The organism is Streptomyces sp. EDA2-14, assembly GCF_054963755.1.
Map to the genome: position 1 here is coordinate 285,501 of NZ_JBUEGE010000002.1, position 24,131 is coordinate 309,631.

Here is a 24,131-nt window from a genome sequence, read left to right on the forward strand (position 1 = left end):
GGGCTTGTCGGTGCGACGGCGTACGGTGGGGACGGTCGTTGAGCGAGGAGAGGTACGGGCATGGACGCAAGGCTCAAGCGCGAGCTGGAGCAGAAGGTCAGGGACGGTGAGCGGCTGTCCCGCGAGGACGGCATCGCGCTCTACGAGTCGGACGACCTGGCCTGGCTCGGCGGCCTCGCCCACGAGGTGCGCACGCGCAAGAACGGCGACGTCGTGCACTTCAACGTCAACCGTCATCTGAACATGACGAACGTGTGCACCGCGTCGTGCGCCTACTGCTCCTTCCAGCGCAAGCCCGGCGAGAAGGACGCCTACACGATGCGCATCGAGGAGGCCGTCGAGCTCGCCAAGGCGATGGAGTCGGAGAACCTCACCGAACTGCACATCGTCAACGGCCTGCACCCGAACCTTCCGTGGCGCTACTACCCGCGCTCGCTGAAGGCCCTCAAGGAGGCGCTGCCGGACGTCGGCCTGAAGGCCTTCACGGCGACCGAGATCCATCACTTCGAGAAGATCTCCGGGCTGAGCGCGTCCGAGATCCTCGACGAGCTGATCGACGCGGGCCTGGAGTCGCTCACCGGCGGCGGCGCCGAGATCTTCGACTGGGAGATCCGCCAGCACATCGTCGACCACGACACCCACTGGGAGGACTGGTCGCGGATCCACCGGCTCGCGCACGAGAAGGGCCTCAAGACCCCGTCCACGATGCTGTACGGGCACATCGAGGAGCCCCGGCACCGCGTCGACCACGTGCTGCGGCTGCGCGAACTGCAGGACGAGACCGGCGGCTTCCAGGTCTTCATCCCGCTGCGCTACCAGCACGACTTCGTCGACATGAAGGACGGCAAGGTCCGCAATAAGCTGCAGGCGCGGACGACGATGGCCACGGGCGCGGAGGCGCTGAAGACCTTCGCCGTGTCCCGGCTCCTGTTCGACAACGTCCCGCACGTGAAGTGCTTCTGGGTCATGCACGGACTGCACACCACGCAGCTCGCGCTCCAGCACGGAGCGGACGACATGGACGGGTCCGTCGTCGAGTACAAGATCACGCACGACGCGGACAACTACGGGACGCCGAACAAGCTGACCCGTGAGGATCTGCTCGACCTCATCCGCGACGCCGGGTTCCGTCCGGTCGAGCGGAACACCCGGTACGAGATCATCCGGGAGTACGAGGGGGCGGACCCGGGGCGGCGGGACGAGCCTCAGCCGATGAGGGTTTGATCTTCTACGGGTCCCGGTTCCGCCGGGGCCCGTTTTCGTTGCGGTGGCCGTTCCCTCGCTCGCGGGGCGCTGCCCCGGACCCCGCTGCTCAATCGCCGCAGGGGCTCCAAATGATCACCCGTCGCGGGGGCCCGGGTCAGGTGAGCGGCAGCATCATGTGGACGTCGTCGCGGTCGTCGCCCGGTGCCACGCGGATCCCGCCGGGGACCCGGCCCACCTCCTTGTAGCCGCACGCCGCGTAGAAGGCGTCCGCGCCCGTGCCCCCGCGGCACGTGAGGCGCAGGGCCTCTATGCCCTCGAAGGTGCGGGCCGCGTCGGCGGCGGCCGTCATCAGGGCGCGGCCGTAGCCCTTGCCCTGGTGCCCGGGGTGGACCATCACCGTGTAGAGCCACAGATGGTGCTTCATCAGGCGGTGCTGGTTGTACGTGAGGAAGGCCGACGCCGCGACGCGGCCGTCCTCGTCGCGGCCCACGAGGAGCCGGGTCCGGCCCTCGGCGAGATCGGCGAGGCGCTTGACGAGTTCGGGGCGTATGTCGTCGGGCGTGACCGGCGGGACGAAGCCGACCGCGCCGCCGGCGTTCGTGACGTCCGACCACAGCGTGAGCAGTCCGTCGCGCAGCTCGGGGTCGATCGCGGGGTCGAGTTCGAAGGCCGGGGGAGTGGTGGTGCGCATGAGCCCGAGGGTAACCAGCGGTGGCCTCGTGACGTTCGGACGTCCATATCGGGACCTTCGACCGTAGGAGAGGGCTAAGCGCCGGACGTAGCTTGTGAATGTATTCACGAGCGGGTCGCACCGCAGGAAGCACCCGGAAGCACCCGGAAGCGCAAGGAAGCAAGGAAGAAGGCAACGGTCATGGCTCTCCACGCATCGGACAGTCCCGCCCGACACGACGCCACCGGCGCCCTGCGCCGCGACGCCGGCAGCCAGGACGACGTCGTCGTCCGCGCGCCCGCCGCCCGCGCCGTCCTCGCCGCGTCCCGCGTCCTGGTCGGCTTCTACTTCCTGTGGGCCTTCCTGGACAAGACCTTCGGCTTCGGGAAGGCGACGCCCTCCGGCGGAAGCTGGCTCAACGGCGGCAGCCCCACCGAAGGCTTCCTGCTGCACGGCACGACCGGCCCCTTCGCCCACATGTTTGACTCCGTGGCCGGCACCTGGTGGCTCGACACCCTCTTCATGGTGGGCCTGCTCGGCATCGGCCTCGCCATGATCCTCGGCATCGGCATGCGGATCGCCGCCGTCGCGGGCACGCTCATGATGGCCTTCATGTGGCTCGTCACACTGTGGCCGGACAGCAACCCGTTCATGGACGACCACTGGATGATCGCCCTCGTCCTGCTGATCACCGCGGCGACCGGCGCGGGCCGTTACTACGGCCTCGGCGGAGCGTGGGCCCGGCTGCCCCTCGTCCGCAAGAACCGGTGGCTGATCTGACGCCACGCGCCCCCGCTGAAATCGAGCGTCCCTCCCCGTGCTTCACTGGAGGGACGCTCGTCCTGTAAGGGCATCATTTCGGAACGGAAGAGTGGATTGACATGCTCCGCTACACGCTGATGCGGCTCGGGATCTTCGTGGGCTGTTTCCTCGTCGTCTGGGGTCTCGTCGCCACGGGCATCGTGCCGGCCGGCATCGGAGGCTCCTACTGGCTGTGGATCGCCCTGCTCGGCCTGGTGATCTCCGCCCCCATCAGCTACGTCGTGCTGCGCGGCGAGCGCGACCGCGCCTCCAAGAAGGTCGTCGCCCGCGTGGACCGCGCCAAGGCGAACATGGCGGCCAACCGCTCCATGGAGGACGAGGCGGACGACGCCGCCCGCTCCCGCGCCCACACGCAGGAGGCGTAGGGCCCGCGTAAGCTTCCTCACAGTCAGCACGACCCCGGCACCGGATCAGGTGCCGGGGTCGCCTGCATTTTCAAGGTAAATGCCGCTTTGAGCCCGTACGGGCACCACATCTGCCCAAAGAAGCCCTTTGATGTTCTCAAAGTTGCGGTGTTAACGTTCCTGTCATGAAGACATCAGTTGCGCCTCGAACCGCCATGAGCACTGCGCTCGTGGAGCGCCTGCATGTCGATCTCTGCCGCTGCATGTCCGCGGCCTGTCGCGCCTGATCGCAGTTTCGACTTCTCTGGCCGAAGCGATGCAGCGGCGCCGTTGACCCGTCTCGCGGTCGCCGCTCCTGTACGCCCCCCTGTCTTGTCCCCGCGCGTCTTCACTGGAGTGCCTCCGTGTCCGCGAACACCCCCGCAGCCGAACAGAAGTCCGGCTTCCGCATACCCAAGATCCCGTTCTGGGCGCAGATCCTGGGCGGTCTCGTCCTGGGTGTGCTGCTCGGCTGGCTGGCCCGCAGCCAGGACATATCCTGGCTCGTCACCACCCTGCAGAAGGTCGGCGACACCTTCATCCAGCTTCTGAAGCTGGCCGTCGCCCCGCTCGTCTTCTTCGCGATCCTGGTGTCCATCACCAACCTTCGCAAGGTCAACAACGCCGCCCGGCTCGCCTCGCGCACGCTGCTCTGGTTCATGATCACGTCGCTGATCGCGGTCGTCATCGGCCTCGCCATCGGCCTGCTCACCAACCCGGGCGCCGGCACCGGCCTGACCGCGAAGGACGGCGCCAAGCCGGAACAGGCCGGATCCTGGATCGACTTCCTCACCGGCATCATCCCGACGGACATCATCACGCCGTTCACCGAGCTGAACGTGCTGCAGATCGTCTTCATGGCCGCCGTCGCCGGCATCGCCATCCTGAAGGTCGGCGAGAAGGCCCAGCCGATCCTCACCCTCTCCGAGTCCGTTCTGGAGCTGCTCCAGAAGGCCCTGTGGTGGGTCATCAAGCTCGCCCCGATCGGCACCATCGGCCTCATCGGCAACGCGATCGCCACGTACGGCTGGAACCTCATCAGCAAGTACGCGACGTTCACCGCCGACATCTACGTCGGTTGCGCCCTGGTCCTCTTCGGCGTCTACCCGCTGCTGCTCGCCACGGTCGGCAAGCTGAGCCCGCTCCAGTTCTTCAAGGGCGCCTGGCCCGCAATCCAGCTGGCCTTCGTCTCCCGCTCCTCCGTCGGCACGATGCCGCTCACGCAGCGGGTCACCGAGCGCCTCGGTGTTCCGAAGGAGTACGCCTCCTTCTCCGTGCCGTTCGGCTCGACGACCAAGATGGACGGTTGCGCCTCGATCTACCCGGCGATCGCCGCGATCTTCGTCGCGCAGATCTTCGGCATCGACCTGAACGTCGGTGACTACCTGCTCATCGCCTTCGTGTCGGTGATCGGTTCCGCCGCCACCGCCGGTCTGACGGGCGCCACGGTCATGCTGACGCTGACCCTGTCGACGCTCGGCCTCCCGATGGAGGGCGTCGGCCTCCTCCTCGCGATCGACCCGATCCTGGACATGATGAGGACGGCGACGAATGTTGCCGGTCAAGCTCTCGTCCCGGTGATCGTCTCGGCGCGCGAGAAGATTCTCGACCGCGACGCCTACAACAGTGCGACGTCCTCCCCGGTGGACGAGCCGCAGGAGGTGGCCGTGTCGGCCGCCGCCTGACGTCCCCCGGCTCGCCCCACACACGAAGTCCCGCCCCCGACTCTCGGGGGCGGGACTTCGTACGTCTGGCCTGCGGCGGAGCCGGATTCCGGTTGCGCGGCGACGGGGGGCGGGGCTTTGCCGGGGTCGGCGCCCGGGTCTTGCTTGCACGGCATCGGGGTTCGCCGACGCCGACGCTGCTCCCAGCCCATCTCCCTCCCACCCGCCCCCTCCGGGGGCTTCGGCCCCACGGGGCCAGGGTGTTGGTCAGGCGTCTGCCGTGATCGGTGTGCGGCACCGGGGTTTTGGGCCGTGCCGGGGTCGGCGCCCGTGGAAATGGATCCGCGGCACCGTGCGCCGCCTTGCCCACCCTGCCGCCCAAGGCGGCAGATTGCCCAAGGCGGGGGTGGCGTCGGCCGTCTCGGGTGGGAGCCGTGGCTGACGGCGGATTGCCCAAGGGGGTGGCGGCGCACCGCAACGGGTGGGGAGCCGCCCTTGCGGCGGAGTGCCCAAGGCGAGGTGACGGCCGGACGCCATGCGTGGGGAGCCGTCGCGGTGGCGGGCGGTGCCGGTGGATCAAGCCCCTGCGGCGATTGAGCAGCGGGGTCCGGGGCGGAGCCCCGTGGCCGTCTGCCCGGTTGGGTGCCACGTCAGCGGTGGGCTGGCCCTGCGGGGGCGAAACCCCGGCGGACCGACGTCCCCGGAGGGGGCGGGTGGGAGAAGGGCGGGGCGCTGGGCCGTAAGGGGAGGTGGGCGAGATCAGGCGGAGGGCCGGCGGGGAGTGAAGCCCGTTCCGGGGCGGAGCCCCGTGGCCGTTTGACCGCAGGGTGCAGCGCCTGGTCCGGGGCGGAGGCTGGTGGGGGAATGCGTACGCTGAAGGGTGGAGATTGGGCGAGGAGAGGTGGCCGGGGTGGGCGGCGAGGGGCAGGTGCGGCAGAAGAGGATGCCGCGGGCCGAGCGGGAGCGGCAGATGCTGGACGCCGCGGTCCGGGTGTTCGGGAAGCGGGGCTACCGGGCCGCTTCGATGGACGAGATCGCCGAACTGGCCGGTGTCTCCAAGCCGTTGGTGTATCTGTACCTGAATTCCAAGGAAGACCTGTTCAGCGCCTGTATTCGCCGGGAGGCGGCGGCCCTGGTCGACGCGGTCCGCGCCGGCGTACGCACCGACGTGGCCGCCGACCGCCAGCTCTGGGAAGGCCTCACCGCCTTCTTCGCGCACACCGCCGAGCGCCCCGACGGCTGGGCGGTGCTGCACAGCCAGGCCCGCTCGGGCGGCGACCCGTTCGTCGCGGAGGTCGTCGCGATGCGCGAGGAGATCGTGGCGTTCGTGACCGGCCTCATCGCGGAGGCGGCACGCGCGGCGCACGACAACCCCGAGCTGGCCGAACGGGAGGTCGTGGGCCTCGCCCAGGCCCTGGTCGGTGCGGCGGAGGCGCTGGCGGGCTGGGCGAACGGCGACGCCTCCGTGTCCGCGAAGGAGGCCGCCACCACCATGATGAACTTCGCCTGGTCCGGCCTCGGCAACCTGATGAACGGGCAGCGCTGGTCGGACGGTTAGTGGTCCCGCCGCTCAGCCGGTCAGCGCGTGCACCTCGCCCGTCAGATGCACCCGGTCACCGTCCGCCGACCGCAGTTCGAAGGCCGGGCCCTGCGCCGCGTACACCACCTTGCCGGGCAGCAGCACCGGCGCCTTGAAGCGGGCCTGTACGTGGACGGGCCCGTGCGCCTTGTACTCCGCGAGGCAGCGGGCCACCGTCCACATGCCGTGGGCGATCGCGCGCGGGAAGCCGAAGAGGCGGGCCGAGAGCGGGTGCAGGTGGATGGGGTTGCGGTCGCCGGACGCGGCGGCGTAGCGGCGGCCGAGGTCGTCGCAGAGCCGCCAGTCGGCCTGCTGGGGCAGCGGTTCGGCGGGGGTGTCCAGCGCGGGCGCGTCGCCGTCGGCCGGGGCGGAGGTCTTGTGCCGGGCGAGGTACGTGCTGGTCGACTGCCAGACCGGTGCCCCCTCGGCGAGCAGCTCGGTGACGACGACGGCCTCGGTGCCACGGCGGTGCGGCTGCAACTCCTTGACATGCACGCTCAGTTCGAACGATTCAGTGGGGGTCAGGTCGCGCTGCTGCGTGATCGCGATCGACGTGTGCACGAGGCCGAGCAGCGGCAGCGGGAACGCGCGCTCCGACATCAGCCGCATGGCGAGCGGGAAGCCCAGGACGTGCGGGTAGGTGACGGGCAGCTCGGGTCGCTCGGTCGCGAACCCGCAGGCGCGTTCGTACGCGGTGAGGTGTTCCTGGGTGATGTGGAGGTCGGGGACGGTGAGGCGGGTGTCGGGGACGGGGGCGTCCGGGCGGGGGCGCTTGAGGGGGGAGAGGGCGGCGCCGCGGAGCATGAGGGGGAGCAGGGAGGGGGTGGCGTCGAGGGTGAGTGTTCGGGTCATGACTGGTCCTCGGGAGGGTGTGCGGGTGGCGGTGCCGGGTGGGGTTGATTGCGGTGGCGTGGTGCTGGTCTGCGACGGGGTGGGCGCCTCCCGTTCTCGTTGCGCGGCACCGGGGGCCGCCTTGCCCGCCCTGCCGCGCAAGGCGGCAGATTGCCCAAGGCGAGACAGCTCAAGCGCCGCCGGCGGTTGAGGCGCGGGGTCCGGGGCGGAGCCCCGGGGCGTGGGGGCGGCTCGGCGCAACAGGGACCGGCCGCCCCGGAGGGTCACGCGCCCCGGAGGGTCACGCCCCCAGGAGCGACTGCCCGCACACCCGGACCACCTGCCCGTTCACCGCCCCGGATCCCGGTGACGCGAACCAGGACGTCGTCTCCGCCACGTCCACCGGCAGCCCGCCCTGTCCGAGGGAGTTCATGCGCCGCCCGGCCTCCCGGATGAACAGCGGGACGGCCGCCGTCATCTTGGTCTCGATGAATCCGGGGGCCACCGCGTTCACCGTCACCCCGTGCTCGGCGGCGGCGCGCGGCGCGAGCGACCGTACGAGGCCGACGATGCCCGCCTTGCTGGCCGCGTAGTTGGTCTGCCCCGTGTTGCCCGCGATCCCGGCGATGGAGGCGGTGGCGACGATCGACCCGCCGCGCCGTACGGCACCGGCCTTGAGCAGCGCGTCCGTGGTCCGCAGCACGCTCGTGAGGTTGACGTCGAGGACCGAACTCCAGCGTTCGGCGGGCATGTTGGCGAGGCGCCGGTCGCGGGTGATGCCCGCGTTGTGCACGAGCACGTCCAGGCCGTCGGGCACGAACTCCGCGATCCGCTCGCCCGCGTCGTCGGCCGTGATGTCCAGCGGCAGCGCGCGCCCGCCGAGCCGCTCCGCGACCTTCGTCAGGTCGGCCTCGGCGGACGGCACGTCGAGGAGGACGACTTCGGCCCCGTCGCGTACGAGGGTCTCGGCGACGGCCTCGCCGATGCCGCGGGCGGCGCCGGTGACCAGCGCGGTGCGCCCGGCGAGCGGGCGGTCCCAGTCGCCGGGGACGGCCGGCTCGCCCTGCGGCGAGCCCACCTGGACGACCTGCCCGCTCACGAACGCCGACTTCGGCGACAGCAGGAACCGCAGGGTCGACTCGGCGGCGGCCACCGGGCCCGCGACGCGCACCAGGTTCACGGTGCGGCCGCGCCCGATCTCCTTGCCGAGCGAGCGCACGAAGCCTTCGAGGCCCTGCTGGACGGCCGCCTGGTGGTGGTCGTCGGGCGACGGCGGGGCGCCCAGGACGACCACGCGCCCGCCCGTCGCGAGGGAACGGACGACGGGGTGCAGCGCGGCGTGCACCTCGGCGAGGGTGTCGGGTCCGGTCACGGCGGTGGCGTCGACGACCGCCGCGGCGGGCCGCTCGGCGGAGGGCACGACGTCGAGTCCGGTGTCCGCGAGCAGCTTCGCGAGTTCCTCGCGGTGGGGGGACTCGCCGGCCGTGAGGTGCAGCAACGCACCTTCCAGGCGCGGGTGTTCGGCGCTCCAGCGGTGCAGTTGCGCGGGCTGCGGCAGGCCGAGGCGGCGGGTCAGGAAGCGGCCGGGGGCCGTGCCGGTGAAGTTCAGATAGCGGTCGGCCATTGTCCAGCTCCCAGCTCGGTCGTAAATTTACTAGAGAGTAAGGTTACTCAATGGTCAGTACTTGTCGAGAGCTCAGGAGCTGCCGAACATGGCGCGAACCCCGAAGGGCCCTGCCGCCCCCGTCGTAGGAAAAGCCCCGCGCCGCGTCGCCGTCGTCGCCGGCAGCCGCATTCCGTTCGCGCGCTCCGACGGGCCGTACGCGACCGCGTCCAACCAGCAGATGCTGACCGCCGCGCTCGACGGACTCGTCGGCCGGCACAAGCTCTACGAGCCGGGCGCCGTCGGCGAGTTCGTGGCGGGCGCCGTGCTCAAGCACAGCCGCGACTTCAACCTGGCGCGCGAGACCGTGCTCGGTTCGATGCTGGACGCCCGCACCCCCGCGTACGACATCCAGCAGGCCTGCGGCACCGGTCTGCAGGCCGTGATCGCCGCCGCCAACAAGATTGCGCTCGGCCAGACCGAGAGCGCGATCGCGGGCGGCTCCGACACCGCGAGCGACGCCCCGCTCGGCGTCAACGACGAGCTGCGCACGATCCTGCTGGAGGCGCGCCGGGCCAAGTCGACGGGCGCCCGGATCAAGGCCCTCGCCAAGGTCAGGCCGGGCCACCTGGTCCCCGACATCCCGCGCAACGCCGAGCCGCGCACCCGCCGCTCGATGGGGGAGCACGCCGCCGTCACCGCGCGGGCGTGGGGCATCGGGCGCGAGGCCCAGGACGAGCTCGCCGCCACCAGCCACCAGCGGCTCGCGGCGGCGTACGAGCGCGGTCTCCTGGACGAACTCGTCGTCCCCTACCGGGGTCTTGAGCGCGACCAGAACCTCCGGCCGGGCTCGACGGTCGAGAAACTCGCCGCGCTGAAGCCGGTGTTCGGGGCCGAGCACGCCGACGCCACGATGACGGCGGGCAATTCGACGCCGCTCACCGACGGCGCGGCGGTGGTGCTGCTCGCGAGCGAGGAGTGGGCGGCCGAGCGTGGCCTCGAACCGCTGGCGTACCTGACCGCGTACGAGACGGCCGCCGTCGACTTCGTGAACGGGGACGTCACGGGTGGCGAGGGCGACGGGCTGCTCATGGCGCCCGCGTACGCCGTCCCGCGGATGCTGGAGCGGGCCGGGCTCGGGATCGAGGACTTCGATCTGGTCGAGGTGCACGAGGCGTTCGCCTCACAGGTGCTGGCCACGCTCGCGGCATGGGAGAAGGCGGGCCTCGCGCCGGTCGACCGGGACCGGCTGAACGTGGCGGGCTCGTCCCTCGCGACCGGCCACCCGTTCGCGGCGACGGGCGCGCGGATCGTCGCCACGCTCGCCACGTTGCTCGCGGAGCGCGGTGGTTCGGGCCGCGGCCTGATCTCGATCTGCGCCGCGGGCGGTCAGGGGGTCACGGCCGTCCTCGAACGGGCCTGAAGGTCTTTCCGGCCCCTGCGGCGCTTGAGCGGCGGGGGCCGGGGCGCAGCCCCGAGACGTCGACCACGTCAGGGCGAGGCGGGATCCAGCCGCAACACCGCTTCCTCGTCCGGTGACCCCGCGGGCGCCTGGTACACCACCATGCGCTGGCCCCCCGTCCGCGCCAACTGCATCACCTCGAACGTGAGCGTCATCGCGCCCACCTTCGGATGGTCGAACGACTTCGTGCCGCCGCTGCGCTCATGGACGTCGTACCGGTCCCAGATCCGGGCGAAGTCCGGTGACTTCAGCAGGAGTTCCCCGACCAGCGCCGCCATCCGCGGGTCGTCGGCTTCCGTGCCGCCGATGGCCCGCAGATGCGCGACCGACGCGGTCACCGTCTCCTCCCACGGCACGTACAGCTCCCGGCCGACCGGGTGCAGGAAGAGGTAGCGGGTGATGTTGCGCTGCTCGGCGGGCAGGTCCCACAGGCCGGGCAGCAGGCGGCGGCCCGCCGGGTTCGCCGCGAGCACGTAGTTGAAACGGCTCACCACGTACGCGGGCAGCGGCCGCAGCGCCTCCAGCATCCGGAGCACCGAATCGCGCACGGTGTCGTCGGTGGTGGGGCGGGGTTCGGTGTGCCGGCCCGAGGCCATCTCGGCCAGGTCGTGCAGCCGCTCGTGGGCGTCGCCGCGCAGCCGCAGCGCGTGGGCGATGGCGTCGATCACGGCGGGGGAGGGGTTGGTCTCGCGGCCCCGCTCCAGGCGCGTGTAGTAGTCGACGCTCACCCCGGCGAGCGTCGCCAGCTCCTCGCGCCGCAGACCCGGCGTGCGCCGCAGGCCCGTGCCCGCGGGCAGGCCCGCGTCGGCCGGTGTCACCTGCCCCCTGCGGGCCCGCAGATAGCGGCCCAGTTCCGTGGTCTCAGCCATACGTGCATTGTCCATGGTCCTCCGGGGCGGTGGGGGGCCGTGTCAGGGCCAGGAACGCGGCACCCCGGTGGAGCGCGGCCTGCCACCTTCCGCCGCGCGGCCGCAGAGTTGTCCTCGCTGCGGGTGGCCGGCAGGCAAGGGCCCAGGGAGTGCGTGTCACAGGGCCGCGGCCCGTGCCTGCCGCCCACCCGCACTTCGAACACTGCGCCCAGGAGGACAGCGTGACCACCGTCGCCGCCAGAGCCCGTACCCGTACCCACCCCGTACGCGAAGTACCCGAGGCCGCACCCCGCCGCACCACCGGCACCGCCGCCCTCCTGGCCGCGCTGCTCGGCTTCGCCGTGATCACCATCGACGTGTCGGCCGTGAACATCGCCCTGCCGGGCATCCGCGCCGACCTGCACGGCGGAATGACCGGGCTGCAGTGGGTGGCGGACGCGTACACGCTGATGTTCGCCGGGCTGATGCTGTCGGCGGGCGCCCTCTCCGACCGCACGGGCGCCCGCCGCGCCTACGTCCTCGGCACCGCCCTCTTCACCCTCGCCTCCCTGGCCTGCGCCGTCGCGCCCGGCCTCGGTGCGCTGATCGTGGCCCGTGTCGTCCAGGGCGGGGCGGCGGCGGTGCTGATGCCGGCGTCGCTCGCGCTGATCCGGGAGGCGTACGACGACGCGCGGCGGCGGGCGCGGGCCATCGCCCTGTGGACGGTGGGCGGCTCGGTGTCGATGGCGGCGGGCCCGGTGCTCGGCGGCGTACTGACCGAACACGTCGGCTGGCGTGCGGTGTTCTTCCTCAACCTGCCCGTCGGCGCGGCGATCCTGGTCCTCCTCGCGAAGGTCGCCCCCTCGCCCCGCCGCCCGGCACCGCTCGACATCCCCGGCCAGACCACCGCGGTCCTCACCCTCGCGGGACTGACCTTCGCGGTGATCGAGGGCGGCCGGGCGGGCCTCGCGGCGTTCGCCGTGGCGGTGGTCTCCGCGCTCGTCTTCTACGTGACGGAGCGGCGCCACCGCGCCCCGATGGTCCCGCTGAGCATGGTGCGCGACCGCACGGTGTCGGTGTCGCTGGCGGTGGGCTTCGCCATCAACGCGGGCTTCTACGGAGTGGTGTTCCTGCTGGGCCTCTACCTGCAGCAGCTGCGCGGCATGACGGCGACGGCGGCGGGCCTGGTCTTCGTGCCGCTGGCCGTACTGATCACCGCCACGAACCTGGTCTCGCCCCGCGTGGCCGAACGCTTCGGCCGCCGCCCGGTCGTCGTCATCGGCCAACTCGTCCTGGCCCTGGCGATGTTCGCGCTGCTCCCCCTGACGGCGCACACCCCGACCTGGCTGCTCCTGCTCCTCCTCGTCCCCACCGGCCTCGGCGGCGCGTTCGCGATCCCGGCGGTGACGGCGATGCTGATGGACGCGGTCCCCGGCCCGCGCGTCGGCACGGCCTCCGGCCTCCTCAACGCCCTCCGCCAAACCGGCGGCGCCCTCGCGGTAGCCCTCTTCGGCACCCTCCTCGCGAGCGGGGGCGACCACACCTTCTCCCTGAGCGGTATGCGGGTGAGCCTGATGGTGGCGGGCGCGCTGCTCCTGGCAACGGCGGGGCTGAGCGCCGCACTGCTGCGTACCTCAAGCCCCGCCGGCGATTGAGGCGCGGGGGCCGATCCTTCAAGCGAGGCGCGAGGTCCGGCGCGGGGTCCGATCTTTCAAGCCCCTGCGGCGATTGAGCAGCGGGGTCCGGGGCGGAGCCCCGAGGCGTCAACCCCGGCCCACCGCACCATCACCGGCCCCGCGCATAGCGCCCCGGCGGAACCCCCACCACCCGCTTGAAGTGCCGCGTCAAATGCGACTGGTCGTAAAACCCACACGCCTCCGCCACCTCGACGGGCGCCTGCCCACCGAGCAGCAGCCTCCGCGCCCGGTCCACCCGCCGCGCCATCAGGTATTGATGCGGAGCAATCCCGTACGCCGCACCGAACGACCGCACCAGATGCGCAGGATGCGCGTGCACCAGGGAGGCGGCCTCCTTGAGGTCGACGCCGTCGGTCAGCCGCGCGTCGAGCAACTCCCGCAGGGAGGCCGCGACCCGACGGTCCGGCAGGGGCCTGCGGGCCTCGGCGAGGGCCGGCCGCAGCCGCTCACGGAGCCGCTCCCCGACGAGGGCGAGCCGGGCCGCGCCCTCCAGCTCGTCGCCGGGGTGCGCGAGCGCGGCGTGCAGCTGCCCGATACGCCGCCGCAGCAGCGGATCGATCAGGTCGGGGGTGTCCACGGCGGCCCCGATGAAGGAGGCGTCGAGGGGCCCGTCGTCGCCCACCGCGTCCAGGTAGAGGACCCGCTTGCGGAACCCCTCGGGCGTGGCGGCCTGCCCGTTGTGCGGAACGTGCGGCGGCAGCAGCGAGACCGTGCCGAGCGGCGTCCCGTGCTCGTGCCGCTCCAGGTCGTAGCGGACCGCGCCCTCGTCGACGATGAGCAGCGTCCAGGTGTCGTGCACGTGCATCGGGTACGCGTGCCGCGTGAAATGGGCGTGGAAGACCTCCGTGACGCCCGGTACGCGGGGCTGCCACGCGGTGATCTCCTCACTGCCGCCGGGCATGCAAAAAACGTACAAGACCGGGCGCCGGGCGGCCCGGCAGTCTCAAGGCATGAGCACCGAGACCACCACCCCTGCCGCCCCGGCCCCCGTCCGCTTCGACACCAAGATCGCCGTGCTGCTCCGCGACGACCTGGAGACCTGGCAGCGCCTGAACGTCACGGCCTTCCTGGTCAGCGGCCTCGGCACCCAGCTGCCCGAGGTGATCGGCGAACCGTACGAGGACGCGGACGGCACCCCGTACCTGCCGATGCTGCGGCAGCCGGTGCTGGTCTTCGAGGGCGGCAAGGACCTCCTGAAGACCGCCCACGAACGCACCCTGCGCCGCGCCCTGCCCCGCGCCGTCTTCACCTCCGACCTGTTCTCCACCGGCAACGACAGGGACAACAGGGCGGCCGTCCGCTCCGTGTCCGCCACGGAACTCGACCTGGTGGGCCTCGCGGTGTACGGCCCGCGCAACGCGGTGGACAAGATCCTGAAGGGCGCCCGCATGCACCCGTGACCCGCCGCCCCGCCGGGAGGACGGGGCGGTGCGTCTACTGGACCCCCGCCAGTCGCAGCAGTCCGGTGACCGCCGCCGCGCCCACGACGACCACCGCGAACGGTGCCCGGCGCCACGCCAGGACCCCGCCCACCAGCACCCCGGCGGGCCGCGCCCAGCCGGCGAACTCCTGGCCCGCCATGAGGGCTCCGGTGGCGAGCAGCGCGACGAGCAGCACGGTCGCGCCGTCGGTGAGCAGTTCCTGTACGCGTACGGGGAGTTGGACCCGGCCGTGCAGCAGCGGACCGGCAAGACGGAAGGCGTAGGTGCCCGCCGCGAGGACGAGCACGGCGGTCAACTGGGCGTTCACGCGGGCCTCCTGGAGAACAGCAGCCCGGCGAGGGCGAGCAGTACGGGCACGCCCGCGGGCAGGAACGGGGTGGCGGCGACCGCGATCACGGCGCCCGCCGCCGCGGCCCGGCGCGCCCCCTGTCCGTCCCGCAGCGCGGGCAGCACCAGGGCGAGCAGTACGGCGGGGAACGCGGCGTCGAGGCCGAACCGGTCGGTGTCGCCGAGTGCGGACCCGGCGAAGGCGCCCAGCGCGACGCTCACGTTCCAGGCCACGAAGAGGCCGATGCCCGAGACCCAGAAGGCGGTGCGCCGACGGGCCGGGTCCTTCTCCGCCATCACGAACGCGGCCGTCTCGTCGGTCACCAGATGTGCCCCGACGAGCCGCGCGGGCCAGGACGGCCCGAGCGCGTCGGACACGGCCAGGCTGAAGGCGGCGGTGCGGGAGTTGAGCACAAGGCCGGTGGCGGCCGCGGCGAAGGGCCCGCCCCCGGCGGCGAACACGCCCACGGCGCTGAACTGCGCGGACCCCGCGAACACCAGCAGCGACATCACGACGGGCAGCCACATGGGCAGCCCGCTCGCGACCGAGACGGCGCCGAAGGACAGGCCGACGACCCCGTCGGCGAGCCATACGAGGGCGCAGTCGCGGAGCAGGCGGGGGTCCACAACGGGTACGGCGGGTACGACAGGTATTCGCAGCCGTGTCGTTCGGTGTGGCGTGCTGAGTGTTCGGTGCGGCGAACGCATGACAGGAGCATGCGCGCGCCCCTGGGCGTTCGTCAAGCCGAACGTTAGGCTCGCTACAGCGAACGACATGGAAGCCGGGCAACGAACGGGAGCACACATGGCCGAGCCGACCGCCGCGGGCGCCCCCGCCTCCGCCCCTGCCCCGTCCCCCGCCCGCCTCCCGCTCGACCGCATCGCCGCGGCCCTGCGTCGCGAGCGCACCCGCGCCGGGCTCTCCCTCTCCGAGCTGGCCAAACGGGCCGGCATCGCGAAATCCACGCTGTCCCAGCTGGAGGCCGCGCACGGCAAGCCGGGCCTGGAGACGATGTGGGCGCTGAGCGTCGCCCTGGACGTCCCGCCGAGCGTCCTGCTCGACCCGCCGCGCGCCGCCGTCCACGTCATCCGCGCGGGACAGGGCCCGGCCGTCCCCTCCGAAGTGGCCGACTACGCCGCGACGCTGCTCTCCGCGAGCCCGCCGGGCGCCCGCCGCGACCTGTACTTCCTCCAGGTCGAACCGGGCAGCCCGCGCGACTCCGAGCCGCACATGGCGGGCACCACGGAACACCTCGTCGTCGGGACCGGCCGCGCCCTCGCGGGCCCGACGGAGGACCCCGTCGAGCTGGCCTCCGGCGACTACCTCTCGTACCCCGGCGACGTACCGCACACCTTCCGGGCGCTGGAGCCGGGCACCACCTGCGTGCTGGTGATGCAGCACTCGTAGCCCCCGTACGGCCCGTACGGGGGCTGCTTCTTCACGTGGAAAGCACCCGGAAAAAGGCAGGAGCCCCGCTGCCGTGAGGCGCGGGGCTCCTTGGGTACTGCACTAGGTTCCGGATCAGATCACGGCAACTACCACCGTGTGATCGCGAAGGATCAGACGGGGGTGACGTTCTCCGCCTGCGGGCCCTTCGGGCCCTGCGTGACGTCGAAGCTCACGGCCTGGTTCTCCTCGAGGGAGCGGAAGCCGCTTGCGTTGATCGCGGAGTAGTGGACGAAGACGTCCGGGCCGCCGCCTTCCTGGGCGATGAAGCCAAAGCCCTTTTCAGCGTTGAACCACTTCACGGTTCCGGTAGCCATAAGCCCTCCTATGGGCCATAGGGTCGCCCTGCTCCAGAACCTGCAAATGCACTTGCGAACAACTGCAAAAGTCTGAAAACGACGAGAGCCCGCGGTCACATGCTCCGCAGGCTCTGTACTGCAAGGGAAACCAAACTGCAACTTGCGGTGGAGCCTAGCACGCAGGCAGCGGAAAGCGATAGAGGCCAAGATCACGTCACCCACAGGTTTGACGGGGCCTCGCGAAGGGTTGACCGGCGCCGTGCCGGACCCGGATCCTGCACCGTATCGCATGGGGTTTAGTCTCGCGATGTGGACAATTCTCCCGAGACCCTGAAGGCCGCGCGGCGCACTCGTCCGCGAGTGGGCCACATCCAGTTCCTGAACTGCATGCCCCTGTACTGGGGACTCGCCAGGACGGGCTCGCTCCTCGACTTCGAGTTGACCAAGGACACGCCGGAGAAGCTCAGCGAGCAGCTGGTCAACGGCGACCTCGACATCGGCCCGATCACCCTCGTCGAGTTCCTCAAGGCGGCCGACGACCTCGTCGCCTTCCCGAACCTCGCGGTCGGCTGCGACGGCCCCGTGATGTCCTGCGTGATCGTCTCGCAGGTCCCCCTCGACCAGTTGGACGGCCGGCGTGTCGCCCTCGGGTCCACGTCCCGTACGTCGGTCAGGCTGGCGCAGCTGCTGCTGGCCGAGCGCTTCGGTGTGCAGCCGGACTACTACACCTGCCCGCCCGACCTCGGCCTGATGATGCAGGACGCGGAGGCGGCCGTGCTCATCGGCGACGCCGCGCTGCGGGCCAATCTGCACGACGCCCCGCGGCTCGGCCTCCAGGTGCACGACCTGGGTGCGCTGTGGAAGGAGTGGACGGGGCTGCCGTTCGTCTTCGCGGTGTGGGCGGCGCGCAAGGAGTACGTGGAGCGCGAGCCGCTGATCACGCAGAAGGTGCACGAGGCGTTCCTCGCCTCGCGCGATCTGTCCCTGGAGGAGGTCGCCAAGGTCGCCGAGCAGGCGGCGCGCTGGGAGGTCTTCGACGAGAAGATCCTCGAGGAGTACTTCACGACGCTCGACTTCCGCTTCGGCCCCGCGCAGCTGGAGGGCGTCACGGAGTTCGCGCGGCGGGTCGGGCCCACGACGGGATTTCCCGCGGATGTACGGGTCGAGCTGCTGATGTCGTGAATTCCCCCGATGCCGCCGATCCCCTCGGCGCATCCCGACGCGGGATTTCCGGAACCTTGTACGGGAATTCCGCGTCGCGTGAGGTGAATTCGACATGAATTCGCGGTGATTCACCCAGTGGTTCCGATGTGCTCCCGGTGTGTTCCTGAGCGTTCTCGGGCCGTGTGCGCGGGCGTGGCGCGGAGCTAGGGTGCTGGTGCGTGCGCACAGGGGGAGGACAGGGGGAGGTCCGCATCATGCAGCCGCTTCAGACCGGCGAACCCACGACGGTGGGGCCCTACCGCCTGCTCGGCAGGATCGGTTCGGGCGGCATGGGCCGGGTCTACCTCGGCCGCAGCGCCGGGGGCCGCACCGTCGCCGTGAAGATCGTGCACCCGCATTTCGCGCTCGACGACGAGTTCCGGGAGCGCTTCAAGCGCGAGGTGCAGGCGGCCCGCCGGGTGGGCGGGGCCTGGACGGCGCCGGTGCTCGACGCCGACCCGGACGCCGAGGTGCCGTGGGTGGCCACGGGCTACGTCGCGGGCCCCTCGCTCACCGGCGCGGTGGGCGACGGCGCGGGCCTGCCCGAGCACTCCGTACGTGTCCTGGGCGCCGGCCTCGCCGAGGCGCTCGCGGCCGTGCACGGTCTGGGGCTCGTGCACCGCGACGTCAAGCCGTCGAACGTACTGCTCACCCTGGACGGGCCGCGGCTCATCGACTTCGGCATCGCCCGCGCGACCGACGGCACGGCCTCGCTCACCTCCACCGGCGTCTCCATCGGCTCGCCCGGCTACATGTCGCCCGAGCAGATCCTCGGCAAGGGCGTCACGGGCGCCGCCGACGTCTTCTCGCTCGGCGCCGTCCTTGTGTACGCGGCGGTGGGGGCGTCCCCCTTTCCCGGTGATTCGTCGGCCGCGCTCCTCTACAAGGTCGTCCACGAGGAGCCCGAACTGGGCTCGCTGACCGGCGGGCTGCGCGAGGTCGCGGCGGCCTGCCTCGCGAAGGATCCGGCCGCGCGCCCGACTCCCGGTGAGGTCGCACGGCGGCTCGCCCCGGAGGGGGCGGCGCGTCTCGTGCGGGCCGGGTGGCTGCCGGGCCCGCTCGTCGAGGAGGTCTCGCGCGGCGCGGTGCGGCTCCTGGACCTGGAGGGCGCCCCCGCCGACGCCGACGCCCCGGCCCCGGATCCGGTCCCGCACTCGGGCCCCATGGAGTTCAGCAGCCCGGCCGTCGGTGTCTTCGGCCCGCCGGACCCCTCGTACGCGGCCGTGCCCCCGGCGCGTACGGAAGGGCCGCCCGCCGAAGCGCCCACCGAAGCACCCGCCGAAGCGCCCAAAGAAGCGCCCAAAGAAGACGCCTCGCCGGGGCGTCTGTCGCTGTCCGTGTCCGCGACCTCGACCCGCGACACCCCGAACGGCCGGGGCCGCCGCGTCAGTTGTTCGGTGGCGCTCGCCGTGGCGGGCGCGCTCGCGGCGGTGACCGTCGGCGGAGTGGTGCTGTTCGACGTGCTGCCCGGACGGGGCGGCGGGGACGGCACCGACGCGGGCGCCGCCAGGCCCTCGGCGTCCGCCGCGGACGAGCGGCCGACCGTGCCGGACTTCTACATCGGGACGTGGAAGGGGCCGGTGAAACAGGCGGGCCTCGACGGCGGCACGTTCCGCGTCGAACTGAAGCAGACCGCCGTCGGCAAGCAGGTCGGCACGGTGACCTCGACGGATCCGCTGGGCATCCTGCGCTGCGTCGACGTCCTCACGCTGAAGTCCGCGAACGGCAAGGTGCTGGAGGCCAAGGGCAGGGCCGCGCCGGACAATCCGGGGGCCTGCGCGAAGGGACCGCACACCGTGCACCTCACCCGGCAGGGCGAGAACCTGGAATACACGTCCCGGTATCCGGACGCCGGTGATCCCGTGGCGGACCTCAAGCGGGTGGAGAACTAGGGCATGGCCGTCGAGACCGTGCTCGCCGCGCTGTGGGGCGCCCTCACCGGGCTGCTCCTGCCCCGGGCCGCGTACCGCCTCTCCGTCGAACCGGGCGAGCCGTGGCGGGCCGCCCGCGGCTGGGTCGGAGTCCGGCCGGGGCCGCGGGCCGCCGGGCTCGCAGCCGTCACCGCGCTCGTCTGCGCGCTGCTCGCCGCCGCCACCGGCACCCGCCCCGAACTCGCCGCGTGGCTGCTGCTCGCGCCGCTCGGTGTGCTCCTGGCCACCGTCGACTTCGCGGTGAAGCGGCTGCCGGACGTGCTCACGCTGCCGCTCGCCGGGCTCGCCCTGCTCGCGCTCGGCGGGGCTGCGCTGCTGCCGGAGGCGGGCGGGTCGTGGCCCGGTGCGCTGGGGGGCGCGCTCGGCCTCGGCGGCGGATATCTGCTGCTCCTGCTCGCCTACCCGAAGGGGATGGGCTTCGGCGACGTGAAGCTGGCGGTGGGGCTCGGGGCGGCGCTCGGCTGGTACGGCTGGGGCGTGCTGTTCATCGGGGCGTTCGCCGGCGTGCTGTTCAACGGCCTGTACGCGCTGGCCCTGGTGGTGACGCGGCGGGCCGGGCGGGGGACCGAGATCCCCTTCGGCCCCTTCATGATCCTGGGCGCCCTCGCGGGGGTTCTGCTGGGCGCCACGGGCACCTGACGTACGCTGAGATTCCAGCTCAGACTCGTCGAGATTCCAGCTCGGACTCGTCAGAATCCTCCGAAAGGGGCTCGCCCGGTGACCGAGAAGGCCGCGCTTCAGTCCGTCCTCGACCGCGCCGCCGACGGTGGGCGGATCACCCCCGAGGAAGCCGTCGCCCTGTACCGCGACGCCCCGCTGCACGCGCTCGGCGCCGCCGCCGACGCCATCCGCCGCCGCAAGTACGCGGGCATCGAGCACATCGCGACGTACATCATCGAGCGGAACATCAACTACACGAACGTGTGCGTCACGGCGTGCAAGTTCTGCGCCTTCTACGCGGCCCCCAAGGACACCAAGAAGGGCTGGACGCGCGAGCTCGACGACATCCTGCGGCGCTGCCAGGAGACCGTCGAGCTGGGCGGTACGCAGATCATGTTCCAGGGCGGGCACCACCCGGACTACGGCGTCGAGTACTACGAGAAGCACTTCGGGGCCATCAAGGAGGCCTTCCCGCAGCTGGTGATCCACTCGCTGGGCGCGTCCGAGGTCGAGCACATGGCCCGCATCTCCAAGGTGTCGGTCGAGGAGGCCATCCAGCGGATCCACGCCGCGGGCCTCGACTCCTTCGCGGGCGCCGGTGCCGAGCTGCTGCCCGCGCGGCCGCGCAAGGCGATCGCCCCGCTCAAGGAGTCCGGCGAGCGCTGGCTGGAGATCATGGAGACGGCGCACCGCCTCGGTGTGGAGTCCACGTCCACGATGCTCATGGGCACGGGCGAGACGAACGCCGAGCGCATCGAGCACCTGCGCATGATCCGTGACACGCAGGACAAGACGGGCGGCTTCCGCGCCTTCATCCCGTACACGTACCAGCCGGAGAACAACCACCTGAAGGGCCGCACGCAGGCGACGCTCTTCGAGTACCTGCGGATGATCGCGATCGCCCGGATCTTCCTGGACAACGTCCAGCACATCCAGGGCTCCTGGCTGACCACCGGCAAGGAGGTCGGCCAGCTGTCCCTGCACTACGGCGCCGACGACCTCGGCTCGATCATGCTGGAGGAGAACGTCGTCTCCTCGGCCGGTGCCAAGCACCGCTCCAACCGCATGGAGATCATCGAGCTGATCCGCAAGGCCGGCCGCGTTCCCGCGCAGCGTGCCACGACCTACGAGCACCTCGTCGTGCACGACGACCCGGCGAACGACCCGGTCGACGACCGGGTCACCTCGCACATCTCGTCGACGGCGATCGAGGGCGGCACGGCGCACCCCGAGCTGAAGCTCGTCTCCACCAACTAGGGCTTCAGGCTTACGTGCTGACACTTCACGCCACCGACGCCGACGGGGCGGCCGTCCTCGTCGAGGGCGAGACCGTCAAGGCGCTCGGACCGTACGAGGAGCTGGCCGAGGCGCATCCGGGGGCCCGGGTGCGGCGCTGGCCCGGCATCCTCACGCCGGGGCTCCTCAATCCGTACGGTCCCGAGATCCTGGAGCACACGTACCACCCGGATCCGCGTGAGGCGGACACGTACGGGACGGTGCCGATCGGCGGGGAGCGGGCGCGGGAGATCTTCCGCGCGGATCCGTCGCGGCTCGGTGCGAGTGCGCGGCGCGGGGTGCAGCGGCTGTTCGCGCACGGGACGGTGGCGCTCGCGGGTGAGCTCCGCTCCAAGCCGGTGCTCGAGGTGGCGCGGCGCTCCGGCCTCGCGTTCGGCGCGCGGCCCGAGCGGTTGCCGGGGCCGGTGTCGTTGTCGCCGAGGCCGATGGTGTTGTTGCCGCCGCTCGTGGTGGGCGGGGCGGCGCGCCTCGCGGTGTTCGACGTGGTGGACCGGGCGGAGCTGGTGGCCAAGGGGGCGTCGACGTGTGTGGCGACGGTGGTCGGCGGCCGAATGGTGTACCGCGCCCGGTGACCACGCCACGGGGCTCCGCCCCGGACCCCGCTGCTCAAGCGCCGCAGGGACTTGAAATACCGGCATCGGCCGGTGCCGCGTAACAGGGACGACGGGCGTCGAGTACGGCACCCGGTACCGTCCGCCGGTGGGACAGGGGTGCCTGACACAATGGGCGGGTGACCCGTGCATCCCTGGACAAGCAGCCCCACGAAGTCGCTTCGATGTTCGACGACGTGGCGGAGAAGTACGACCTCACCAACGACGTGCTGTCCCTGGGACAGGCCCGCCTCTGGCGCAAGGAGGTCGCCAAGGCCGTCGACGCCCGCCCCGCGCAGAAGGTCCTCGACCTCGCCGCCGGGACCGCCACCTCCTCGCAGCCCTTCGTGCAGGCCGGTGCCTACGTCGTCCCCTGCGACTTCTCCCTCGGCATGCTCCGCGTCGGCAAGCAGCGTCACCCGTGGATGCCGTTCACGGCGGGCGACGGCACCAGGCTTCCGTTCAAGGACGACACGTTCGACGCCGTGACGATCTCCTTCGGGCTGCGCAACATCCAGGAGACCGAGACCGCGCTGCGCGAAATGAACCGGGTCACGAAGCCGGGCGGCCGCGTCGTCATCTGCGAGTTCAGCCACCCGACATGGGCCCCCTTCCGCACCGTGTACACCGAGTACCTGATGCGCGCCCTGCCGCCGGTCGCCCGCACGGTGTCCTCGAACCCGGACGCGTACGTCTATCTCGCCGAGTCCATCCGCGCCTGGCCCACGCAGCCCGAACTGGCCGCGCTGATGCAGGACGCCGGCTGGCAGCGGGTGGCCTGGCGCGACCTCACCGGCGGGATCGTGACGCTGCACCGCGGCTACAAGAAGGCGTGACGCGCACAGCGTGACCACGCGCGCGTAACGGTTCAACTGCGCCTGACGGCAAACCTGTTGAAGGGAACCGGGCGGCGGACAGGATAGGTCCGTTGAGGGTGACGGGGTATGCCCCGTCGTGCCCGACCTCACCGGGGGGACCACCATGCCGTCGTCGAACTGTCCGCACTGCGGGTCCGCCTCGCCCACGCAGGCCCGCTTCTGCATGAGCTGCGGCCGAGACCGCCTCTGCGCCGCGCCGCCCCCGCCCACGTACGGGCCGACGCCCGCCTGGGCCGCCGAGGAGCCCAGCCGCGCGGGCGTCTGGATCGGCACCATCGTCGGCGCCTTCGTCATCGGCGGCGGCGCGGCGGCCGGTGTGCTGCTGCTCCAGGACCACGGGGACGGGGGCGACGGGCCGCGCGCCAAGGACGACAGGCCGGTGGCCGCCGCGAGCAGCCGCGCCCCGTCCCCTTCGCCGAGCCCGTCCGAGCCCTTCTCCGACTCCGGGGCCACCGCCGAACTCCCGTCGGCACCCGCCCGGGCCCCCGCACAGGCAGCCGTCCCGGACGGCTACCACCAGGTCACCGACGGCCTCGGCTTCACGTTCGCCGTCCCCGAGTCCTGGTCCCGGCGCGGCGTCGAGAGCGGCAGCCAGGTCACGTACGCCGGCGGCACCGGCCTTGAGCACTACCTCGTCGGCGTCATCCCGAACGTCGACTACACCTCGTACGGCAACCTCCTGAACATGGAGAAGCACGCCGAGGCTGACCGGGACAAGGCGAACTACCAGCGGGTGCGCCTGGTGCGGAACGTCTTCCATGGGCGGCCCGGCGCGCTGTGGGAGTACACGTACGACAACGGCGCCGGGCAGACCGTCCACTGCGTCGACCAGTCCTACATCGCCGCCGACGGCACCGAGTACGCGATCCTGCTCACCGTCGACGCCGCCACGTGGGACGAGTCCGAGGAGATCTACCGGGTGGGGCTCGACACCTGGCGGCTCACGGACTCGTACTGAGCCACGGACGGGGGCCGGCTCACGGACACGGGCTGAACGAGCCGGTGCGGGTGGGCGGCTCGTCCGGTTCGCCGAGCTCCCTGCGCATGCCGCCGCCGCGCGGGCCGGGCGCCCGTGGCACGCGCACGCCCGCGCCGCCACCGCCCTCTCCCTCGCCGAGGTCGAACCAGACCGTGACGACGGCGTCCCGCGGCACCTCGACGCCGGGCAGCGGGTACTGGCGCACCACGTACTCCACCGTGACCCGGTCGAAGTCGTCCCGGTCGGCCGCCGAGATCAGCACGCCGTGCTCATGGGCGGCCTGCCGCGCGTCGACCGCCATCAGGCCGACGAGC

Annotated in this window: 25 protein-coding genes; 16 read left to right on the forward strand and 9 right to left on the reverse strand. The window is 71.9% G+C overall.

The annotated features are described in order from the left end of the window. The first annotated feature begins 60 nt into the window (after window positions 1-60). Window positions 61-1,224: an aminofutalosine synthase MqnE gene (mqnE, locus tag ACY34M_RS07600; RefSeq protein ID WP_462716348.1), complete on the forward strand. Its 1,164-nt coding sequence runs from the start codon at window positions 61-63 to the stop codon at window positions 1,222-1,224. A 136-nt stretch (window positions 1,225-1,360) separates the two neighbouring features. Here the strand turns inward: mqnE and ACY34M_RS07605 are convergent, their stop codons facing one another. Next, window positions 1,361-1,897 (reverse strand): N-acetyltransferase family protein, encoded by a 537-nt coding sequence (locus ACY34M_RS07605; protein WP_462716347.1) that lies wholly within the window; start codon window positions 1,895-1,897, stop codon window positions 1,361-1,363. A gap of 180 nt (window positions 1,898-2,077) precedes the next feature. Here ACY34M_RS07605 and ACY34M_RS07610 point away from each other — a divergent pair, with 180 nt between their 5' ends. The 4 genes from ACY34M_RS07610 to ACY34M_RS07625 all read left to right on the forward strand — a co-directional run bounded on the left by ACY34M_RS07610 (window position 2,078) and on the right by ACY34M_RS07625 (window position 6,303). Next, complete coding sequence (locus ACY34M_RS07610; protein WP_462716346.1) at window positions 2,078-2,656, forward strand: DoxX family protein; 579 nt, start codon at window positions 2,078-2,080, stop codon at window positions 2,654-2,656. Between the two features lie 101 nt (window positions 2,657-2,757). Further along, window positions 2,758-3,063, forward strand: coding sequence for a DUF4229 domain-containing protein (locus tag ACY34M_RS07615; protein ID WP_462716345.1), 306 nt, complete (start codon window positions 2,758-2,760; stop codon window positions 3,061-3,063). Window positions 3,064-3,446: 383 nt separating this feature from the next. Further along, a complete protein-coding gene (locus tag ACY34M_RS07620) occupies window positions 3,447-4,766 on the forward strand; it encodes a dicarboxylate/amino acid:cation symporter (RefSeq protein WP_462716344.1) in 1,320 nt (439 codons plus the stop codon). A 922-nt stretch (window positions 4,767-5,688) separates the two neighbouring features. Next, a complete protein-coding gene (locus ACY34M_RS07625) occupies window positions 5,689-6,303 on the forward strand; it encodes a TetR/AcrR family transcriptional regulator (RefSeq protein ID WP_462716611.1) in 615 nt (204 codons plus the stop codon). 12 nt (window positions 6,304-6,315) lie between these two features. Here ACY34M_RS07625 and ACY34M_RS07630 read toward each other — a convergent pair whose 3' ends face one another. Together ACY34M_RS07630 and ACY34M_RS07635 are read right to left on the reverse strand one after the other, a co-directional pair. After that, complete coding sequence (locus tag ACY34M_RS07630) at window positions 6,316-7,176, reverse strand: MaoC family dehydratase (RefSeq protein WP_462716343.1); 861 nt, start codon at window positions 7,174-7,176, stop codon at window positions 6,316-6,318. A gap of 280 nt (window positions 7,177-7,456) precedes the next feature. Further along, the gene (locus ACY34M_RS07635) at window positions 7,457-8,779 is read right to left on the reverse strand and encodes a 3-oxoacyl-ACP reductase (protein ID WP_462716342.1); all 1,323 of its coding nucleotides are present in this window, start codon (window positions 8,777-8,779) and stop codon (window positions 7,457-7,459) included. Window positions 8,780-8,867: 88 nt separating this feature from the next. Between ACY34M_RS07635 and ACY34M_RS07640 the strand changes: the two genes are divergently transcribed. Next, window positions 8,868-10,181, forward strand: a complete 1,314-nt coding sequence (locus tag ACY34M_RS07640; RefSeq protein WP_462716341.1) for an acetyl-CoA C-acetyltransferase — start codon at window positions 8,868-8,870, stop codon at window positions 10,179-10,181. 68 nt (window positions 10,182-10,249) lie between these two features. Here ACY34M_RS07640 and ACY34M_RS07645 read toward each other — a convergent pair whose 3' ends face one another. Continuing rightward, window positions 10,250-11,089, reverse strand: coding sequence for a helix-turn-helix domain-containing protein (locus ACY34M_RS07645; RefSeq protein WP_462716340.1), 840 nt, complete (start codon window positions 11,087-11,089; stop codon window positions 10,250-10,252). A gap of 221 nt (window positions 11,090-11,310) precedes the next feature. On the opposite strand from ACY34M_RS07645, the gene ACY34M_RS07650 reads away from it, so the two are divergent. Continuing rightward, entirely contained in the window at window positions 11,311-12,723 is a 1,413-nt protein-coding gene (locus ACY34M_RS07650) for an MFS transporter (protein ID WP_462716339.1), read from the forward strand. A 130-nt stretch (window positions 12,724-12,853) separates the two neighbouring features. Here the strand turns inward: ACY34M_RS07650 and ACY34M_RS07655 are convergent, their stop codons facing one another. Then, the gene (locus ACY34M_RS07655; RefSeq protein WP_462716338.1) at window positions 12,854-13,666 is read right to left on the reverse strand and encodes a helix-turn-helix domain-containing protein; all 813 of its coding nucleotides are present in this window, start codon (window positions 13,664-13,666) and stop codon (window positions 12,854-12,856) included. 49 nt (window positions 13,667-13,715) lie between these two features. On the opposite strand from ACY34M_RS07655, the gene ACY34M_RS07660 reads away from it, so the two are divergent. Then, entirely contained in the window at window positions 13,716-14,165 is a 450-nt protein-coding gene (locus tag ACY34M_RS07660) for a DUF2000 family protein (protein WP_462716337.1), read from the forward strand. Window positions 14,166-14,199: 34 nt separating this feature from the next. On the opposite strand, the gene ACY34M_RS07665 is transcribed toward ACY34M_RS07660, so the two are convergent. Beyond that, on the reverse strand, window positions 14,200-14,514 hold the full coding sequence (locus ACY34M_RS07665; protein ID WP_462716336.1) for an AzlD domain-containing protein: 315 nt from the start codon (window positions 14,512-14,514) through the stop codon (window positions 14,200-14,202). Next, window positions 14,511-15,242: an AzlC family ABC transporter permease gene (locus ACY34M_RS07670; RefSeq protein WP_462716335.1), complete on the reverse strand. Its 732-nt coding sequence runs from the start codon at window positions 15,240-15,242 to the stop codon at window positions 14,511-14,513. Before ACY34M_RS07670 ends, ACY34M_RS07665 begins: the two co-directional genes overlap by 4 nt. Before the next feature lie 97 nt (window positions 15,243-15,339). Here ACY34M_RS07670 and ACY34M_RS07675 point away from each other — a divergent pair, with 97 nt between their 5' ends. Further along, window positions 15,340-15,942, forward strand: a complete 603-nt coding sequence (locus ACY34M_RS07675) for a helix-turn-helix domain-containing protein (RefSeq protein WP_462716334.1) — start codon at window positions 15,340-15,342, stop codon at window positions 15,940-15,942. 152 nt (window positions 15,943-16,094) lie between these two features. On the opposite strand, the gene ACY34M_RS07680 is transcribed toward ACY34M_RS07675, so the two are convergent. Continuing rightward, a complete protein-coding gene (locus tag ACY34M_RS07680; RefSeq protein WP_003998944.1) occupies window positions 16,095-16,298 on the reverse strand; it encodes a cold-shock protein in 204 nt (67 codons plus the stop codon). 312 nt (window positions 16,299-16,610) lie between these two features. Between ACY34M_RS07680 and ACY34M_RS07685 the strand changes: the two genes are divergently transcribed. From ACY34M_RS07685 to ACY34M_RS07715, 7 genes are all read left to right on the forward strand, one after another. Beyond that, entirely contained in the window at window positions 16,611-17,462 is an 852-nt protein-coding gene (locus ACY34M_RS07685) for a menaquinone biosynthetic enzyme MqnA/MqnD family protein (RefSeq protein WP_462716610.1), read from the forward strand. A gap of 236 nt (window positions 17,463-17,698) precedes the next feature. Further along, window positions 17,699-19,375 carry a serine/threonine-protein kinase gene (locus ACY34M_RS07690; protein WP_462716333.1) on the forward strand — a complete coding sequence of 559 codons (1,677 nt, stop codon included), beginning with the start codon at window positions 17,699-17,701 and terminating at the stop codon, window positions 19,373-19,375. A 3-nt stretch (window positions 19,376-19,378) separates the two neighbouring features. Next, the gene (locus ACY34M_RS07695) at window positions 19,379-20,053 is read left to right on the forward strand and encodes a prepilin peptidase (RefSeq protein ID WP_462716332.1); all 675 of its coding nucleotides are present in this window, start codon (window positions 19,379-19,381) and stop codon (window positions 20,051-20,053) included. A gap of 78 nt (window positions 20,054-20,131) precedes the next feature. Then, window positions 20,132-21,331, forward strand: coding sequence for a cyclic dehypoxanthinyl futalosine synthase (gene mqnC / locus ACY34M_RS07700; protein ID WP_462716331.1), 1,200 nt, complete (start codon window positions 20,132-20,134; stop codon window positions 21,329-21,331). A 14-nt stretch (window positions 21,332-21,345) separates the two neighbouring features. Beyond that, a complete protein-coding gene (locus ACY34M_RS07705; RefSeq protein ID WP_462716330.1) occupies window positions 21,346-21,942 on the forward strand; it encodes an imidazolonepropionase-like domain-containing protein in 597 nt (198 codons plus the stop codon). Between the two features lie 158 nt (window positions 21,943-22,100). Further along, complete coding sequence (locus ACY34M_RS07710) at window positions 22,101-22,796, forward strand: demethylmenaquinone methyltransferase (protein ID WP_462716329.1); 696 nt, start codon at window positions 22,101-22,103, stop codon at window positions 22,794-22,796. A gap of 145 nt (window positions 22,797-22,941) precedes the next feature. Beyond that, on the forward strand, window positions 22,942-23,796 hold the full coding sequence (locus ACY34M_RS07715) for a hypothetical protein (protein WP_462716328.1): 855 nt from the start codon (window positions 22,942-22,944) through the stop codon (window positions 23,794-23,796). 19 nt (window positions 23,797-23,815) lie between these two features. Here the strand turns inward: ACY34M_RS07715 and ACY34M_RS07720 are convergent, their stop codons facing one another. Further along, complete coding sequence (locus ACY34M_RS07720; protein WP_462716609.1) at window positions 23,816-24,118, reverse strand: PASTA domain-containing protein; 303 nt, start codon at window positions 24,116-24,118, stop codon at window positions 23,816-23,818. Window positions 24,119-24,131 lie beyond the last annotated feature (13 nt).